The organism is Corallococcus sp. 4LFB (assembly GCF_046520365.1).
GTDB lineage: Bacteria > Myxococcota > Myxococcia > Myxococcales > Myxococcaceae > Corallococcus > Corallococcus caeni.
In genome coordinates, this window is the sequence record NZ_JBKGHJ010000140.1 from 1 (window position 1) to 17,334 (window position 17,334).

Genomic DNA, 17,334 nt, shown 5'->3' on the forward strand with positions numbered 1-17,334 from the left:
GTCGCCGCCGCGGGAGGAGCCCCCACGCCGGGCCCCACCGCGCCAAAGGCACGCGTGGTGCCCATCGCCGGAGGCTGCGTGCCGGACGCCGCCGCGACCGGCGCGATGGACGGGGGCGGAGGAATCACGCCCGACGAAGCCACCGCGCCCGAAGGCGGCGTCGGCTGCGGAACGAAGGAACCGGACGCCGTGGTGGAACCCGCGAACAGGTTCGTGGACTTCAGGTTGGCGCTGCTGTCACCGCCGAAGATCTGCGTGGACGACGGCGCACCCGTACGGTCTCCCCCACCCGCCGGAGGAATCTTCGGCGCGGGAGCCATGACACCGGTGGGCGAGGCCTTGAACACATGGCCACACCGCGTGCACTGCACCGAAGCGCCGCCAGGCGGCAGGAGTCGGGCATCCAGCACGTACTGCATCGAGCATTGCGGGCAGGCGATCTGCACCGGCCGTCCTTACCACACGCTCCCATCCGCCGCCGCCGCGTCCAGCACGGTGGCTGCCCGGAGGGTCTCCAACTTGGCAGCGCCCACGCCGGGGACCGCGTCCACGTTCTCCCAGCTCACGAACCGGCCCTGCGCCTCGCGGGCGGACACCAGCCGTCTGGCCAGGTCACGGCCTACCCCGGGCAAGAGGGCCAGCTCGGACTCGGAGGCCGCATTCAGGTCCAGCTTGAGCCCCAGCGCGAGCGCCTGGCTCCCCGTGGGCACCGTCCCCGGGCCGCAGGTGGCGAGCCCCGCCGGGTCCAGGCGCACGGCCTCCGGCGGCAGTCGAGCGACGGCCGCGAGTCCGGCCACCGCGCCCGGGCCGTGAAGCCCAGGGCGAGCAGCCCCAGCGACAGCGCCGCGAGCGCGGACGTGCGCCCGAACCGCCTCAGGCCTTCTGCCCCTGGAGCGCGTCCACCTCGGACACGGTGGGGTTGGCCGTCACGGGGGGCGGCGCGTCCAGCCCGAAGGCCGTGTGCAGCGCGCGCACCGCCAGCTCCGTGTACTTCGTGTGGATCACACAGGACGTCTTGATCTCCGACGTGGAGATGAGCTGGATGTTGATGCCCTCCTGGGAGAGCGTCTGGAACATCTTCGCCGCCACGCCCGAGTGGTTGCGCATGCCCACGCCGACGATGGACACCTTGGCGATGGCGTCATCGACCTCGAGGCCGGTGGCGCCCACTTCCTGCGCGGCCTGCTTCACGACCTCGTGGGCCTTGGTGAAGTCCGACTTGGCGACGGTGAAGGTGACGTCGGTGCGCCCGTCGCGGGACGGGTTCTGCACGATGAGGTCCACCACGATGTGCTTCGCGTCGAGCGCTCCGAAGAGCTTCGCCGCCATGCCCGGCTGATCCGGCACGCCGACCACGGTGATCTTCGCCTCGTTCCGGTCGTAGGCGACCCCTCGAACCAGCACGTCCTCCATGGATGCGTCCTCCTCGCAGACGAGCGTGCCCGGATCCTCGGTGAAGGAAGACTTCACCCACAGGGGCACCTTGTACTTCATGGCGAATTCGACCGAGCGGATCTGCAACACCTTGGCGCCCAGGCTGGCCAGCTCCAGCATCTCCTCGTAGGTGATGCGGTCCAGCTTCTTCGCGGCCGGGCACACGTTGGGGTCGGTGGTGTAGACGCCGTCGACGTCCGTATAGATTTCACACGCGTCGGCCTTGAGCGCGGCGGCCAGCGCGACGCCCGTCGTGTCGGACCCGCCGCGGCCCAGCGTGGTGACGCTGCCCGTCTCGTCCACGCCCTGGAAGCCGGCGACGACGACGATCTTCCCCTGCTTCAGCGCGGCGCGGATGGGCTCCGCGTCGATGCTCTTGATGCGCGCCTTGGAGAAGGTGCTGTCGGTGACGATGCGCACCTGGTGGCCGAGGAAGCTCACGGCCTTGCCGCCCTGCGCCTGGATGGCCATGGCGACGAGCCCGATGGACACCTGCTCGCCGGTGGCGACGACGACGTCCTGCTCGCGCTCGTCGGCCGGTCGGTGATCTGCGCCACGAGCTTGAGCAGGCGGTTGGTCTCACCGGACATGGCGGACACGACCACCACGACGTCATGGCCGGCCTTCTGGGTGGCGAGGCAGCGGCGAGCGACGTTCTTCATGCGCTCGGTGTCACCCACCGAGGTACCGCCATACTTCTGGACGATGAGGGCCACGGGGCTTGCGACCTCCCTGCACGGACGCGCGCAGGCTATATGGGCGCCGGGCCCCGGGTGTAAAGGGCCCTCAACCTGCCTGCCGCGAATCCGCTAGCGTTCGTGGCCCAACGACTTCAAGCCGCATTCCTGGAGTACCAAGACATGTCCCGCCCCCGCCTCCTCATCGATGGTGACACCCTGAAGCTGGAGGAGATCCTCCAGGTCTCCCGCCACGAAGTCACGGTGGAGCTCGCCCCCGAAGCCGCGCAGCGGGTGCAGGCCTCCCGGACGTTGGTGGACCGGGTGGCGGCCGGAGACACGCCGTCCTACGGAATCAACACGGGCTTCGGCACGCTGGCGGAGGTGCGGATCGACCGGAAGGACCTGCGCGACCTGCAGCGAAACCTCATCCTGTCGCACGCCTGTGGCGTGGGGAATCCGCTGCCCCTGCCGGAAGCGCGCGTCCTGCTGCTCCTCCGGGCCAACGTGCTGGCGAAGGGCTTCAGCGGCATCCGGATGGAGACGCTGAACCTGGCCATCGACATGCTGAACCGGGACGTGGTGCCGGTGGTCCCCGAGCGGGGAAGCGTGGGCGCGTCCGGAGACCTGGCCCCGCTGGCGCACCTGGCGCTGGTGCTGATTGGCGAGGGCGAGGCGTTCTTCGAGGGCGTGAGGATGCCGTCGAAGCAGGCGCTGGAGAAGGCGGGCCTGAAGCCGGTGGTGCTGGAGGCGAAGGAAGGCCTGACGCTGATCAACGGCACGCAAGCGATGTGCGCGGTGGGAACGCTGACGCAGCTGCGAGCGGAGCTGTTGGCGGACGTGGCGGACATCGCGGGAGCGATGACGGTGGAGGGCCTGCTGGGAAGCCACAAGCCGTTCCTGCCGGAGATCCACGCGGTGCGTCCGCACGCGGGCCAGAAGGCGGTGGCGGAGCACCTGCGCCGGATTCTGAAGGGCAGCGAGCTGGTGGAGACGCACGTCCACTGCAGCAAGGTGCAGGACCCGTACAGCCTCCGGTGCATCCCGCAGGTGCACGGCTCCGCGCGTGAGGGATTGGCGTTCGCGCGTCGCATCCTGGAGGTGGAGGTGAACAGCGGGACGGACAACCCGCTGGTGTTCGCGGACACGGAGAGCATCATCTCCGGAGGCAACTTCCACGGTCAGCCCATCTCGCTGGCGATGGACGTGGTGGCCATGTCCCTGACGCAGCTGTCGAGCATCTCCGAGCGCCGCGTGGAGCAGATGGTGAACCCGTCACTGTCCGGACTGCCGGCGTTCCTGGCGAAGAACAGCGGGTTGAACTCCGGGTTCATGATCGCCCAGGTGACCGCGGCGGCCCTGGTGGCGGAGTCGCGCATCCTGAGCCACCCGGCGTCGGTGGACTCCATCCCCTCCTCCGCGGGCCGTGAGGACCACGTGTCCATGGGCATGACGGCCGCGCTCAAGGGGCGTCAGGTGTCGGAGTTCGCGCGTTCGTGTCTGGCGATTGAAGTGCTGGTCGCGGCGCAGGCGCTGGACTTCCGTCAGCCGGTCAAGCCCGGCAAGGGCGTCCTGGCGGCGCATGAACTGGTGCGCAGCAAGGTTCCGCACATGGACCGCGACCGCGAGCTGCATCACGACATCACGGCGGTCACGGCACTGGTGGAGTCCGGGGCGCTCCGTGAGGCCGTGCGGTCCGCGACCGCCTGAAGCGCCTCCGATGCAAGGGACCTCCGGACCGTCCGACGTCCGGAGGTGTTTGCAGCCTGAGCCAGTCGGCAGAGACACGCGAGCCACCAGCTCGCCGTAAGGAATGTCGCCATGCGACTGCGGGCCTTCGCTGCGCTTCTGCTCTTTCTCTCCGCATGCGCCACACCAGCACCGAGTCCTGGAGGGCACGTATCCCGGCCCAGGAGGCTCACCAACCTCCAGCGAGCGGCGGCGCTACCGTGGACGGATGAGGGGCGCTGTGCTGTCCGTGAGGCGGCCCAACCATGGTCTGCCCTTGTGGAGAGGTGCTTTCAAGCGCTCGACCATGACCGGATCCAATTCAACGACCCATCGGGAAGGTGCGCGGTCGCCTCAGCAGGCGCGGCTGCAATAGGCATCGGCTTCTGTGTCCTGACAGCGCCGGAAATCGCCGTGGGCGCCGTCATCGTCATCGGCGCGCTGGTGATAGGGGTCGCCATCAAGGAGGCGCTCGCCGACTACGAATTGAAAGGAAACATGCCCGAAGTGGAAACGGTCGAACCCCTGACGAAGCCCGTTCTTCCTGCCTCCTCGGCAAACCGACATCCAAAGCCTGCGCCGTCACCGCAGGACGTGTTTCCTCCAGTGCCGCCAGAGTCACTGGAGTACGAGCGCCGGCCGGAATGCAGGCCGGTTCCGGGCCCTCCACGAGGAGGCAATGATCCTCACAACCAGTGCGCCAACGACATTCGAGGCAACGCGTTTCGCGGTCTGAATGTGCTCGTCAACGGGAAGTACTTCGATGCCTTGGTGCCGGCCACACGGACGCTGTGGGAAGTCAAAACAGACGACTTCGAAAAGCAACCGCTCCGATCTCAGGACTTCTTCGTGAAGATGAAACTCCCTGAACTGCGACGCGAACAAGCACTGGCCAGTGCCTGCGGATACGACTTCGTGATTGGCGTTCGGAGCAAGGCTCACAAGCAAGCGCTGCTTCGAGCAGACAGCAAGCTCAAGGTCGTTCTCATGGACTGGTGTTGAATTGCCCTCCGAACAGGACTTCTTGAGCCTCATCGTCTACGCGCCTGCGCTGACCCGCGCCGACAAGCGGCCTCTCGCCATTGTTCATGTCGTGGAGCATGCCCTTCCTGGCTTGAGGCTGGCATGGACGACTTCTGAAAAGGGAGATCTCATCACCCTGGAGCGCCGCGATGACTGGGTCGCGGCCAACACGATGGACGGCGGGCTGCCGTTCCTCTGTAACGACGACGATCAGACGCCTGTGACGCTCTACGGGCTGGAGAATCCGGACGGCCCTGGAGGCAAGCCTCAGCTTGAAGTGCATATGAGACTTCCCCTGAATGCCACTGTGATTGGACTGGCAGAGGCTGTATTGGCGGCTGTAGCGGAGACTTCCGATGCCCGGTGGGGAGACTTGACGCCGTTCGCAGCGGCAGCAGACATTGCTGAGCAGACAGCCCCCACACTGGACGGGCCTCCATCTCCACCGAGAGGCCTTCCGGTCCTCATGGCGCCGGATGCGCGCTCCTCTCCTGCGATTCCGCATCGCCTTGGGTGGCTGAACCATTGGTCGACGGCGGTTGCGCAGACTCTTGGATTTCCCAACCCGAGCCGGGACGCAGACCTGCTTTCACGCGCGCGGTGCCTGGACTCAGGAAACTGGCTCGTTCGACTTACGGATGCGCCACTCGATCTTGAGAACGCGGCGCACCTGGAAATGCTCCTGAAGGGCTACGAGCGCTTCCCAAAGATCGGCGGGCGTTGAGGCAACAGCCACACACCCGACTGGCGCTCCCCCGAAGCCGATTTCATGCAATCGGCTTCGTCTCCCAACGTATGCGGGATTCGACTGACCGTAGGCCGGCCCCGTCATCGAGGCACTTCATGTCCGTGAATCACCTCAAGCTGACCTCCCTGGGGCTGCTTGCAGGCCTTTGCATCTCGCTGCCTGGGCGTGCGGAAGACGGGGTCCGGGCACGAGCCCGGCAGTTCGCCACCGACACACGTTTCAACGGAGTCGTCCTCGTCGGCAAGGGCTCGCGTGCCGAGTACGTGGAGGCGTTCGGGGTCAAGAACGCCGAAGCGAAGGAGCCCCTCACGCGGAACAGCCGCTTCTTCGTGGGCTCGGTGAGTAAGTGGCTCACGTCCATCGTGGTCCTGCGCCTTGTGGACGAAGGGAAGCTGGCGCTCGACGAGCCCATCCTCACCTACCTCCCGGAGTACCGCGCGGATACGGGGAAGCAGATCACCCTGCGCCACCTGATCAGTCACGGCAGCGGTCTGCCCAATGGGCTCATGGACGCATTCAAGAAGGATCCCAGCATCGAGAGCGAGACGCGTCCGCAGGCTGAAGCCGTGACCCGATACGCGAGCGGCGACCTGGTGTTCACGCCGGGCTCCCGTTTTGACTACAACATCACGAACTGGATTCTCGTGCAGGCCATCCTGGAGCGAGTCTCCGGGCAGCCATATGCACAGCTCGCCCAGCGCCTTTTATTCAAGCCCCTGCGCATGAAGGACAGCGGCATCGCGGCGGGCGAAGCCGGGAACGTTCCGAACCTTGCCTTGGGGTACCGCTCCCTGGAACCGAAGGTCGAGCGTCGCGTCTACACGCTCCCGAACTACCTGGTGACCGGTGGCGGGTTCTACAGCACCGCCGATGACATGCTGCGACTGAATCACGGCGTGCTCTCGGGAAAACTCCTGTCGCCTGCATCCAGGAAGGCCCTGCTGACGGTGGAACGTCCCGAGTCCGCCTACGCCCTGGGAGGCCGCGTCCGGGCCTATGAGGCGAAGGGACAGGCCGCGCAGACAGTCGCGACGAACGACGGGACGAGTGGCGCCTATCGCACCGTGTCCTGGCGCGTCCTCGACGACGGCCGCACCGTCATCATCCTGAGCAACCTGCGACCGGATGATTCGAAGCTCTTCGCCTTCACTGAATCGCTTCTCGGGCTTCCGAGCGCCCCGAAAGAGAATTGATCATGCGCACTCACCGCTGGGGCTTGTTGGTCCTCATGGGATGGGCGCAGCTGGCCTTGGGCGCACCTGACAAGGTGGACGCGTTCCTGCGCGCGGAGATGGCCCGCAATCACATTCCGGGTGCCGCTGTCGCGGTGGTCCGCGATGGCAAGGTGATCAAGCTCGCGGCCTATGGCACGGCGAATCTGGAATGGAACGCGCCGGCCAGTACCCGCACGGCGTTCCAGATTGCCTCCGGCACCAAGATGTTCACGGCGGTACTGCTGATGGACCTCGTGGGACAGGGCAAGCTCAAGCTCGATGACCGCGTCTGCCAGTACATCGCCGACTGCCTCGCGTGGAAGGACCTCACGGTCCTTCATCTCGCGAGCCACACGTCCGGGATGAAGCCTGGGCCGGTGAACGCCGATGTCTCCAGCGTCGCGGTCGCCGTCGAGGCGGCGAAGAAGGTCCCGCTTGCGGCAGCGCCAGGCGAGAAAGCCGCCTATGGTTCGGACGACTTCGTCCTCCTCACCCAGGTGCTGGAGAAGGTGGGCGGTGCGCCCTTCCAGCAACTCCTGCGCGACCGCATCTTCACGCCCCTGGGCATGACGAACAGTGGTTTCGACCGAGCCATTCTCACCGAGGATGACATTGTTCTGACCAGTGACGTGGTCCCTGCGCGGGCGGCTACCTATCAATGGCGCACTGATCACCAGCAGCAATACTGGTTCGTGTATCCGCATTACACGCTGGCGGCCGGTGGACTGTTCTCATCCGTAACGGACATGTCCAGGTTCGTAGCTGCGCTAATGAGCGACAAACTGTTGAAGCCGGAACTGCGCTCCGCCATGTGGACGCCACCCATACTCAAGGACGGCAAGCGCAGCAGCTTCGCGGTGGGCTGGACCGTAGGCCGTTACCGGGGACGTTCCGAGGTCGGTCACAGCGGCGGTCCTGCGCTGTCGGACACGGTCTACTACCCGGACGACAAGCTGGCCGTGGTCGTGCTGACGAACCAGCGGAAGCTGGTCCCCAACCTCGCGCACGGCGTGGCGAACTTCTACCTGTCGCCCCCGCCTTTCCTGAACGACCCCGGCATCACCGACGCAGCCACCGAGTTGAGCGAGACGTTGAAGCAACTCCTGCCCACGCTGGCCCAGGGTAAGGCGGAAGCCCGCTATTTCACCGGCTCCGCGAAGGACGCGCTCGCGGACCTGAATGAGTGGCTGCCCATCCAGCTTGGCGGAATGCCTCGGCTGAGCCGCTTGGTCCTCCTAGAGGACTCGGCGGACCACCTGTCACGGACTTACCGCGCGGTATATGGCAAGAACCAGACGCTGCGCTGGAGGGCCACATTCAATTCGGCAGGACTAATCGTCGCTCTGGATGCCGCGGACGAGTAAGCCACATTCATCCCCATCAGGCCTCTACCCAAGGACCAACAGCCTTTTGCGAATACCGGACGGGGAGAACACAAAGACATGACGCAGAGGTCAAGGACAAGGAAGCTGAAGTGGACGTCATTCGTGCGTTTTTCCCGGGCTCGAGCAGACGCAACTGATTCTTCCGTGCCAGTGTGCGCTCGACGCCCAAGCGATAGCGGCCAAGCCTAGCTAGAGGCTTGCCGTCAAACAGCGAATTGCCAGCAAGAGAGAGATCTGCTTGAATAAGCCCCAATGACAAAGCCCATTGGCATCTCCATAAACCCAGACGCTCTCCTCTCGACAGATGATAAGGCTGTTCTTGACGGGTGGATCAAATCCGCAAGGCGCGTGCGCCCCGTCCTGTTTGCCGGTGCAGGACTTTCTTTGAATGCGATCCCGCGCCCTGGCTGGAGAGATCGCTCGCCCGGCCGTCAAGATGCGCCCAAGTGCCTAAGCTGGCATGGACTAATCGAAAAGCTCAAACAAGGACTACGCGAAGGAGATCGAAAGGAGAACGACTACCTGCGAGTTGCACAGTACTTCAAGGAACTGCAGGGCTTGCAGCAACTCCACCTGCAGATGCAGGAGGCAGTGCCTGATCATGATTTATTACCGGGACTGCCACACCAGGTGCTCTCTACAATAGAATGGGAGAGCATTCTGACGACAAATTACGACACACTAATTGAACGAGCATATGAGTCTTCAGGCGACCGCGGTCAAGTCCACATGGTGTATCGCGATCAAGATCTTTCGCGCCCGCGACTTCCCGGCGCCGCCTGCGAACTTGTGCACCTGCATGGAATATTGAACGATGCTGCCAGCCTAGTCTTAACTTCGGAGGACTATCGACGCTACGTGGAGACCCATCCCGGAATGGTAACTCGCGTCAGACAACTATTCACCCAGCACCCCGTCTTGGTGGTTGGGTTTAGCCTAGACGATCCGAACTTCTATGCACTAAACGGATGGGTTAGAGACTTATTGCAAAGCACTGGAAGACCATCGGTACTTTGTCTTCAGCACGAGCCAATAAGCGATGCCCGACGTAGCTATTGGAGGGGGCAAGGAATTCAGTTCATTAGTCTGAAAACACCAACTGACGACTTCAACTTTGAGACACTTCCCGAGTATTACGGGACACTCTTGGGAGGCATCGCCCACCTGCTTGGCAACACCTCGGACACTATGTCCCGGCAATGGATTGAATCTCCCTCATCCCTAAGAAAGTACATTAAAAACAACATTAAAGAAGAGCCAGACGCGACGACCGCCCTTCAAGCACTCGAACGAGTCTTAATTGGCCTGCCTCGAGTTCCTATCGACAATAGAGACCAATTTTCCGCATGGGAAGCATTCGCAGAAAGATGGCTCATTCCGAACAGTGGGAATGAGTTTTCAGCGGACCGGAAACTATCACGGCCCACCCCAAGCCCATTGGAAGGGGCCCTTAGAGATGCCTCTGGCGGAGGGACGCGTACGACCACAGGGGACCTGTCCTCGCGCGACAGCCTGAGTTTTGTAATTTCCAGCATTAAGAATGACGACGTGGCCATGCGTTGGCTTTTTCTCGGCATTCTCTATTTTGGGTCCAAAGTCTCTCTATCATTCCAGGGTGAAATTTACGACCTCATCGCGACCCTTCGCGAGCAGGGCTTCGAGAAAAAGCTCAGTCCCCAAGACCGAGCTCGAGTCAAACTAGCCGAATGCCGATCCGCATATGAGCTAGAAAATACAACAGAAGCGGCGCGGATCGAAACCGAGATTCTCAGCTCGCACGCATCGGAAACCGTTCGCGATGAATTAACCAGGATGCGTCGTCTCCATGCCTTTCGGAATGCTCGTGACCCTCTTCGGGACGAGGCAAAGCATGACGACGATTTAAGCGCAACCAGCCTCAGCATCCAAGGCGCCCATTTCTTGCTTGTCAACGACGTCGAATCAGCCCACCGAGCATACGATGCTGCTGTAGCAAGGGCCCGAAGAGAGCATGACCGGGTCTCGGAATGGGTTGCAATACAAGGATTGCTATGTACGTTACCTTTTGACGAAATTGGTTCATACAATCCCCAACAAGTCGAGACTCCTTCAAGAAGAAGCCAACTCTACCGGAGACTCGACAAGCTTCGGGAAGATCGAGATGTTAAGTATTTAGAAGAAAGAGTTTCCAGAACAAAAAACAAGGCGCGAACTCAACTATTGGACGGGGTTGAGAACGAACTTCGGGACCTGAAGCGATTCCCCGAAGGCGGCTCCTCAAGGTTTAATGATTATTCCCATTTATGGAATGCCCTTTTAAAGCTAGAGGAACTTGGGCTTCCTCCGAATTACTGCATGGACATGGCGAAGTTGGTGGGGGAATTCGCTTTTCGTCAAACTGGCGGAGAGTTTGAAGCCGTCTCTCTGCTTGTTCGATATGGCGCAACGGAGTCACTAGAGCGATTGTTTGAGCTTTACCCCCCAAGTGACTATGCCTCGCAGGAAGACTTCAGGAAGATTTTGAATCGACTTCTAAGTCCTGGGCGAGTTCCTCGAGAATGGGTAGCACAAATGGGGGCAATCAAGCACCTAATGCCTTCTTTGAGCCAAGAGGATCTTGGTGCGCTAAGGTCATTCCTGGAGCAGTTTGCGGGGGTGCTTTCGCTCCAGCACTCGCGGAGCCCTGGACGCAACAACGTATTCGCGGGAAGGGCCGTTTGGGCTGTCTGGATAGATCTTGTCGATTTGGCATTCTATATCGCTTCTCACTTCGAGGATTCTACGGGGTGGCTGCTGAGATTCCTAGACTCAGATGACTTGCGTGTGCGCACCGCAGCAGTTGAGCGACTCCATCGAGTCGCATGGAGTGATCTTAACAAGCTTGGACGCCTTGACGTTGACGAAGTAGTTCGGGCCGTCATGAGGGTTCTAAGGCGAGATGTCGACAGCAAGCAGAAAATCGATATTTCTTACACACGAGGGCTTTTTGGTGGAATTTCGAGCTTGCTGGCAACGATCGAGCCCGAGAAGAGCCCAAGCTATCAAGCGCTCGCAGAGGCTGTTGAGAAGACGGTCTTAAAGTGGATGAGCAACACTTCCAATGAAAATAGATTCTCTGAACATGAAGCCATGAGATGCTTGAAGCACTCAGCCACGGAATCATCCTTAAACGTTGTGCGGCAGTCTGTACTGCGCGCGCACGCGCGGCTTGTTGATCATTCAGCCAGCGAGAACGATGTGGGATTCATCGTTGAGATGTTTGATTTTTTAAACACAGAGCAGATTCATGCTGCGCTAGTTTCCGCGGAGGCAAGGCTGGCAAGAGATCGTGTATCCATCGACTTGGTGTCCGTTCTCTCGCTGCTTCCTGCCCGAGTGCTTACCGGTTCTAGGAGGCGGCACTGGGCGCAGGCAGCGCGAACTACTGAAGAACTATTGCGTCGACATCCAGCAGCCACCCGCTCCATTGCTCTTATCCCGGCAAGTCGCCTGAGCGGGACGACTAGCTTGTTGCAAGAGAAAATTACCGACCTGCTTCGGGGTAACTGGCCGCTAGAGCCTGGCGCCAAGAGGCCTGCGCCTTGGAACCAGTTCAACCGTCAGCACAACTCGTCAGAAAGCGCATGGTATTTGGCTTTAGTGGCAGGACTGCAGGCTGCTAGACGGTTTTCGCTGGTCAATACGGTCATCCCTACGGCTTGGATTCCGTGCGTTGAGCTAGCAGCTCGCCATCCAAGTCGAAATGTGGCGGCTGAGGCATTGGCCTACATTGGCAAAACACTTTCAACCCTACATCCCAAAAATCTCAGGCTAAGATGGTTGCACATACTTGGTGATGGGCTTGGGAGAACAGAGTCGTCAGTCTGTGCGACTTCTGCGTTCTGGCTCGGTGTGCTTTCTAGTCCTGCGCATGCGTCAGCGACCGCTGTCGAAGCACAGTCAATTCTTGACGCCGGTCGCAACGACGCCAAAGCCGAGATTAAATACTATGCAGACATTGGACGAGCGTCCGCCGAACTTGAAGCAAGGCGCGACATCAAATGGTGGTCCTAGGCCGACAAGGTTAATGCAGTTTTGTTGCTCCTAAAGGAGACTTCTTTGAGCAGGAGCAAATGTTCGACCGGCTGAAGCCTACAGCTGTGGTTCGGAGGGAACCGCTGTCTTCCATCCTGGTGAAGAAAAAGGAGAACGGAGGAACGAGGCTTTCATGTAGTCCCCCTCGTACACAAAGGTGCAGGCACCAGAGGTCCTGCTGAAATGTCGTCTCGTGACGGAACTGGAGGCGGTAGGCGCTTAGCTGAAGCCTCACTTCTGCCGACGCGAGGCGCATGCCGCCACTGTCGAGCACGTGAATGCACTCCGGGGGCAGGCGCAGCGCAACAATGAGTGGGCCTCTCGGAGAACGTGTGCACCGAGCGCCATATGCTTTCCAGCACTGCGATTGCGTGCGAAGTGTGCTGCGCCTCCGGTGTGCGATGATGTGCTGGAGTACGCACGCAAGGGCGCTGTCCGAAGACAGCATCCTGGCGGTGAATGAGACAAGCATCCTGGAGAAGAGTCCGTGAGTGGGACGCGCCAGTACACGGGCACCGCGGGCAAGGTGGAGAATGTGCAGGTGGGCGCCTTCCTCCCGTACGCGACGCCTCGCGGGCATGCGCTGGGGACCGGGGACCATCTCGGCGGAATGCCTCCACTGAGCCGCCTGGTCCTCCTGGAGGACTCGGCGGACCACCTGTCACGGACCTACCGCGCCGTGTACGGCAAGGACCTGACGCAGCGCTGGAAGGTCACGTTTAATCCAGCAGGGTTGATCGCTGAGCTGGACGTCACGGACGAGTGACGCGCTCAGCGGTCCTCGCTCCGGATCCAGACGTGGTGTTCGACCTTCGACCAGTTCTTCCTGGCCGCGGGTGACAGCGTGGCGTAGTCCGGCCGGGAGGTCTTCTCCAGGTAGCGCTGGTAGGCCTCCTGGGGCGTCGCTCCGATGCCCAGGACGTACGCGTACAGGAAGAGTTCCGTGGAGTAGCCGTACTGGGCCGCGTTGTTCGGCTGCTCGTAGACGGTCGCGATCAGCACTCCTCCGTTCTTCGGAAGATGCGGCCCGACACGCTCGAGGATCTTATCCAGCTTCTCCTGGGTGCGCTTGTAGTTGGCGGCGGTGATCAGGCCGCTCATGATCCACTCAACGACCGAGGCGGACCAGTTGTACGACTTCGTCCCCGTCACCACCTCGATCCCATTCGAGGTCGGCATCCGGCGGAGCGTCACGGCCGTGACCTGGAAGCGACGCGCGGGCGGCAACGGCTTCAGCGGCACTGGCGTCAACTGCGACTTCACCGCCGCCGGCTGCGTGCTGACGGGTTGCAGCGGAACCGTGACCCGCGGTCCCGGCTGTGGGGTCAACCGCGTCGTCTTTCCGACCAGCCGCGAGCCCGACAGGATGGCCTGGCCCTGGCGCTGGAGGGGCGCGTAGGCCTCCTTGGGCTTGAAGGCGAGGTGCTTCAACTTCGCCTCCTGCACCGCGTCCGCGTAGCGGATCTCCTGCGCCTGCATCGCCTGGTCCCCGTGGAAGGCCTTGTTCGCCTCGAACACCTTCCCCATCAGGACTCGAACTCACCGCTCCGCTGGTTGGCTTTCGAGTCCACCAGGGCACAGCGCACGTACCCGTACCCGTACAGCTTCCCCCGGTTCTTCGAGTAGATGTGGTCGACGTCATGCCCTGCGACCACGGGCCCGAAGGCGGCGGTCCAGGCGTTGCGGTAGCCCCCGTAATGCGGGTTGACCCACAGCTGCTTCTCCCCGGTGAAGCTCTCCACCACGAGCACGTCCGTGGACTGGTAGCGGGCCAGCGAGTAGCAGGGGCCGACGTACTTCTCCAGGGCCGCCTGATCCTTCGCGGCGACAGGAATCGGGGGATCGACGACGGGAGGTGGGCTCACGGGGAGTGTGGAGCCAACCACGCCCCTCCGCACCGGAGCAACACGGCCGCCTGCCCGCGCCCCCGACGCCGTCCCACCGCCCGTCCGCCTGCCTCCCCTGCACTCAAATCGCCAGGAAAGACGGGAAGTTGAGGGGCCAGCCGAGCGCGTGGTACGAACTCCCGTTCAGTCTCCCCCTCTCAATTCCATAGTGCCTGGAGCCGGCTTCCATGAGCGAGCGCAATGACGTCACGCGGCCTTCGTCCTCCGCATCGGTGCCTCCCCCCGGAGTCCCCGAACCGACGGGCGCGGCCCAGGCACTGGCCCAGAACGTGACCACCCTCCCCGCTCCCGTCCCCACCGCCAGCGCCGAGGACGATGCCCGCGAGCGCATCGCCTCCATGGAGCGCGAGGCCAAGGCGCTCGCCACCACCGAGCCGCAGACGGCCGCCCTCCTCTTCCATGAGGTCGGCCTGCTCTGGGAAGAGCCGCTCAAGAATCCCCGCAACGCCGCCGTCGCGTTCCAGAACGCCTACAAGCTGGCGCCGCGCTTCCTCGCCAACATCCGCGCCGCCCGCCGCCTCTTCGCCGACGTCGGCAACTGGCAGATGGTCGTGCAGCTCATCGACGCGGAGCTCATCGCCGCCGAGGACCCTCGCCAGCAGGCCTCCCTCCTCTTCGAGAAGGGGCAGATCCTCGAGGAGCGGCTGTCCCGCGACAACGACGCCGCGGATGCCCTGCGCCAGGCCCTGGACCGCAAGCCCACCGACGTCACCCTCCTCACCCAGCTCGAGTCCGTCTACGCGTCCCGCAACGACGCGGGCGCGCTGGTGGAGATCTACCGGCTGCTCGCCGCCGCCGTCGTCCCGCCGTCCCTTCGCGCCCACTACCTCACCTCCGCGGGCATGGTCCTGGAGGAGCGCCTCAAGCAGAAGGAGGCCGCCGCCGCGGCGTTCCGTGAGGCGTTCGCGCTCGACCGCTCCGACCCGCTGCTCCAGGCCGCCGTCAAGCGCGTCGCCGAGCGCGAGGGCCGCACCGATGAGCTGCTCTCCGCCCTCCTCTCCGAGGCCGAGGGCCAGGGCTCCCAGGCCGCTCCCGCGTACCTCCACATCGCCAAGATCCACGACCGCCTGGGCCGCAAGGACGACGCCCTGTCCGCGCTGCTCGCCGCCCGGCGCGTGAGCCCGAATGAGCCGCTCGTGCTGAGCGCGCTCGCCGGCATCTACGAGACCCAGGGCCGCTTCGAGGAGCTGGCCGACGTGCTGCTCGCGTGGGTGGGCTCCATCAACGACGAGAGCGAGCTCGTCGCCATCAACCTGCGCCTCGCCGCGCTGTACGAGGACGACCTCAAGCGCGACCAGGAGGCCGCCGCCCGCTACCAGGCCATCCTCTCCCGCATCCCCAGCCATGCCGCCGCGCTCGCGGGCCTGGGCAAGCTGTCGTACCGGATGCAGAACTGGGAAGGCCTCGTCGCCGTCTTCGACGCGGAGGTCACCGCCGCCGAGGACGCCAAGGGCAAGGCCGCGCGCATGTACAAGGCGGCCGAGATTCTGGAGGAGCGCCTGAGCCGCCAGGAGGACGCCATCGCGCGCTACAACGCGTGCCTCCAGCTCCAGCCCGGCTACCTCCCCGCGCAGAAGGCCCTCACCCGCCTCTACGAGCGCCAGGGCCGCTTCGCGGAACTCGTGTCGATGTTCGAGCAGGATCTGCTCCAGACGTCCGACCGCGATCAGGTCATCACCACGCTCAACAAGATGGCGGTCATCTACGAGGACCGCCTGGGCGACCTCGACCACGCCATCGAGTGCATGAAGCGCATCCTCGACCTGGCGTCGGATCACCTGCCCACGCTGCGCAACCTGGCCCGCCTCTACGAGCGCGCCGGACGCTACCGCGAGCTCCTGGAGACCAACGACCTGGAGGCGTCCTTCGCCGGGGACACCAAGCAGGTGCTGTCGCTGCTCCACCGCAACGCGGAGATCCTGGACGAGCACCTGAAAGACCGCGTGGGCGCCATCACCGCGTATGAGCGCGTGCTCGCGCTGTCGCCCTCGTACCTGCCCGCGCTCAAGGCCCTGGGCCGGCTGTACGCGCAGGACGGCCGGTGGGAGAAGCTCATCGACATGTACCGCGCGGAGTCCGAGATCTCGACCTCCACCGAAGCGGCCGCCGCGCTCATCTACAAGATTGGCGAGCTGTACGAGCACCGCCTCAAGCAGGAGAACGAGGCGCTGGCGTCGTACCAGGAGGCGCTGATGCTGGCGCCCAGCTACTTCCCGGCGCTGCGCGCGCTGGCCCGCATCCACCGGGCCCACGGAGCGTGGGAGAGCCTGGTGGAGGTGCTGCGCGCGGACGCCGCCAACCGCACGGATCCGCTGGAGCGCGCCAACGCGATGTACCAGGCCGCCGCCATCTGGGAGGACCAGCTGGGCCGGCCGGAGCTGGCCATCGACGGCTACCAGGAGGTGCTGCGCCTGACGCCGGGCCACGCCGCCACGCTGCGCGCGCTGGAGCGCCTGTACGTCGCGCAGGACAACGTGAAGGAGCTGGTGTCCATCCTCGACCGCGAGACGCAGGTGGGCCAGACGCCCGCGGCCAAGGTGACCGCGTACCTCAAGCTGGCGCGGCTGTACCTGGACCGCTTCCAGGAGCCGTCCCGCGCCGCGCAGTGCTGCGAGTCCGTGCTGGGCCTGGAGCCCGGCAACCTCACCGCCCTCACGCTGCTGGAGCGCATCCGCGTGTCGGACCGCCCCCGCCGCGCGGAGCTGCGCACCCGCATCGCCGACCGCGTCACCGACCCGCGCCTGTCCAGCGCCCTGCGCCTGCTGGCCGCCGCGGATCAGGAGAAGGGCCCGCCCACCGAGCGCACCCTGGAGGTCTACCAGCGCGCCTTCGACGCGGATCCCTCCGACGCGCGGCTCGCCTTCAGCCTGGAGCGCGTGCTGCGCCAGACCGGGGACACCGCCGCCCTGTCGCGCATGTACGGCATGCGGCTGGCCGTCACCACCGACGCCACGGAGGCGCTGGAGCTGCTGCTGCGCGCGGCCGAGCTGGCGGAGAAGAACCCCGACCTGGAGCCGGCCGCCGCGCTGTACCGGCAGGCGCTGGAGCTGCAGTCGCAGTGCCTCCCCGCGCTCCAGGGCGCCCGCCGCGTGGCCCTGCGCCGGGGCGACTTCGCCACCGCCCGCGCCATGATGGAGACCGAGGCCCGCGCGAGCCGCGACGCCA

At 63.9% G+C, this 17,334-nt stretch carries 12 protein-coding genes and 1 pseudogene; 8 read left to right on the forward strand and 5 right to left on the reverse strand.

What is annotated here, in order from left to right; all coding sequences use genetic code 11:
* From ACLEQD_RS17160 to ACLEQD_RS17170, 3 genes and pseudogenes are all read right to left on the reverse strand, one after another.
* A partial coding sequence (locus tag ACLEQD_RS17160; protein ID WP_410385294.1) for a zinc-ribbon domain-containing protein occupies positions 1–446 on the reverse strand: 446 nt, incomplete at its 3' end.
* A gap of 9 nt (positions 447–455) precedes the next feature.
* The gene (locus ACLEQD_RS17165) at positions 456–755 is read right to left on the reverse strand and encodes a ComEA family DNA-binding protein (protein WP_410385296.1); all 300 of its coding nucleotides are present in this window, start codon (positions 753–755) and stop codon (positions 456–458) included.
* A 118-nt stretch (positions 756–873) separates the two neighbouring features.
* Positions 874–2,150 (reverse strand): annotated as a pseudogene (locus ACLEQD_RS17170) (aspartate kinase).
* A 144-nt stretch (positions 2,151–2,294) separates the two neighbouring features.
* On the opposite strand from ACLEQD_RS17170, the gene hutH reads away from it, so the two are divergent.
* From hutH to ACLEQD_RS17205, 7 genes are all read left to right on the forward strand, one after another.
* Entirely contained in the window at positions 2,295–3,821 is a 1,527-nt protein-coding gene (hutH, locus tag ACLEQD_RS17175; protein WP_410385297.1) for a histidine ammonia-lyase, read from the forward strand.
* Positions 3,822–4,253: 432 nt separating this feature from the next.
* The gene (locus ACLEQD_RS17180; RefSeq protein WP_410385299.1) at positions 4,254–4,841 is read left to right on the forward strand and encodes a DUF6310 domain-containing protein; all 588 of its coding nucleotides are present in this window, start codon (positions 4,254–4,256) and stop codon (positions 4,839–4,841) included.
* Between the two features lie 22 nt (positions 4,842–4,863).
* Complete coding sequence (locus tag ACLEQD_RS17185; RefSeq protein WP_410385300.1) at positions 4,864–5,586, forward strand: DUF5953 family protein; 723 nt, start codon at positions 4,864–4,866, stop codon at positions 5,584–5,586.
* A gap of 119 nt (positions 5,587–5,705) precedes the next feature.
* Positions 5,706–6,803, forward strand: a complete 1,098-nt coding sequence (locus ACLEQD_RS17190) for a serine hydrolase domain-containing protein (RefSeq protein ID WP_410385302.1) — start codon at positions 5,706–5,708, stop codon at positions 6,801–6,803.
* Between the two features lie 2 nt (positions 6,804–6,805).
* Positions 6,806–8,188: a serine hydrolase domain-containing protein gene (locus tag ACLEQD_RS17195; protein WP_410385304.1), complete on the forward strand. Its 1,383-nt coding sequence runs from the start codon at positions 6,806–6,808 to the stop codon at positions 8,186–8,188.
* Positions 8,189–8,461: 273 nt separating this feature from the next.
* Entirely contained in the window at positions 8,462–12,241 is a 3,780-nt protein-coding gene (locus ACLEQD_RS17200) for an SIR2 family NAD-dependent protein deacylase (RefSeq protein ID WP_410385306.1), read from the forward strand.
* A 508-nt stretch (positions 12,242–12,749) separates the two neighbouring features.
* Positions 12,750–13,028 (forward strand): hypothetical protein, encoded by a 279-nt coding sequence (locus tag ACLEQD_RS17205; protein WP_410385312.1) that lies wholly within the window; start codon positions 12,750–12,752, stop codon positions 13,026–13,028.
* A 5-nt stretch (positions 13,029–13,033) separates the two neighbouring features.
* Here ACLEQD_RS17205 and ACLEQD_RS17210 read toward each other — a convergent pair whose 3' ends face one another.
* Both ACLEQD_RS17210 and ACLEQD_RS17215 read right to left on the reverse strand, forming a co-directional pair.
* The gene (locus ACLEQD_RS17210) at positions 13,034–13,789 is read right to left on the reverse strand and encodes a hypothetical protein (RefSeq protein WP_410385308.1); all 756 of its coding nucleotides are present in this window, start codon (positions 13,787–13,789) and stop codon (positions 13,034–13,036) included.
* Positions 13,789–14,127 (reverse strand): hypothetical protein, encoded by a 339-nt coding sequence (locus tag ACLEQD_RS17215; protein ID WP_410385310.1) that lies wholly within the window; start codon positions 14,125–14,127, stop codon positions 13,789–13,791. The genes ACLEQD_RS17210 and ACLEQD_RS17215 overlap by 1 nt, the downstream gene beginning before the upstream one ends.
* Positions 14,128–14,336: 209 nt before the next feature.
* On the opposite strand from ACLEQD_RS17215, the gene ACLEQD_RS17220 reads away from it, so the two are divergent.
* On the forward strand, positions 14,337–17,334 hold a 2,998-nt coding region (locus tag ACLEQD_RS17220; protein ID WP_410385311.1), incomplete at its 3' end, for a tetratricopeptide repeat protein.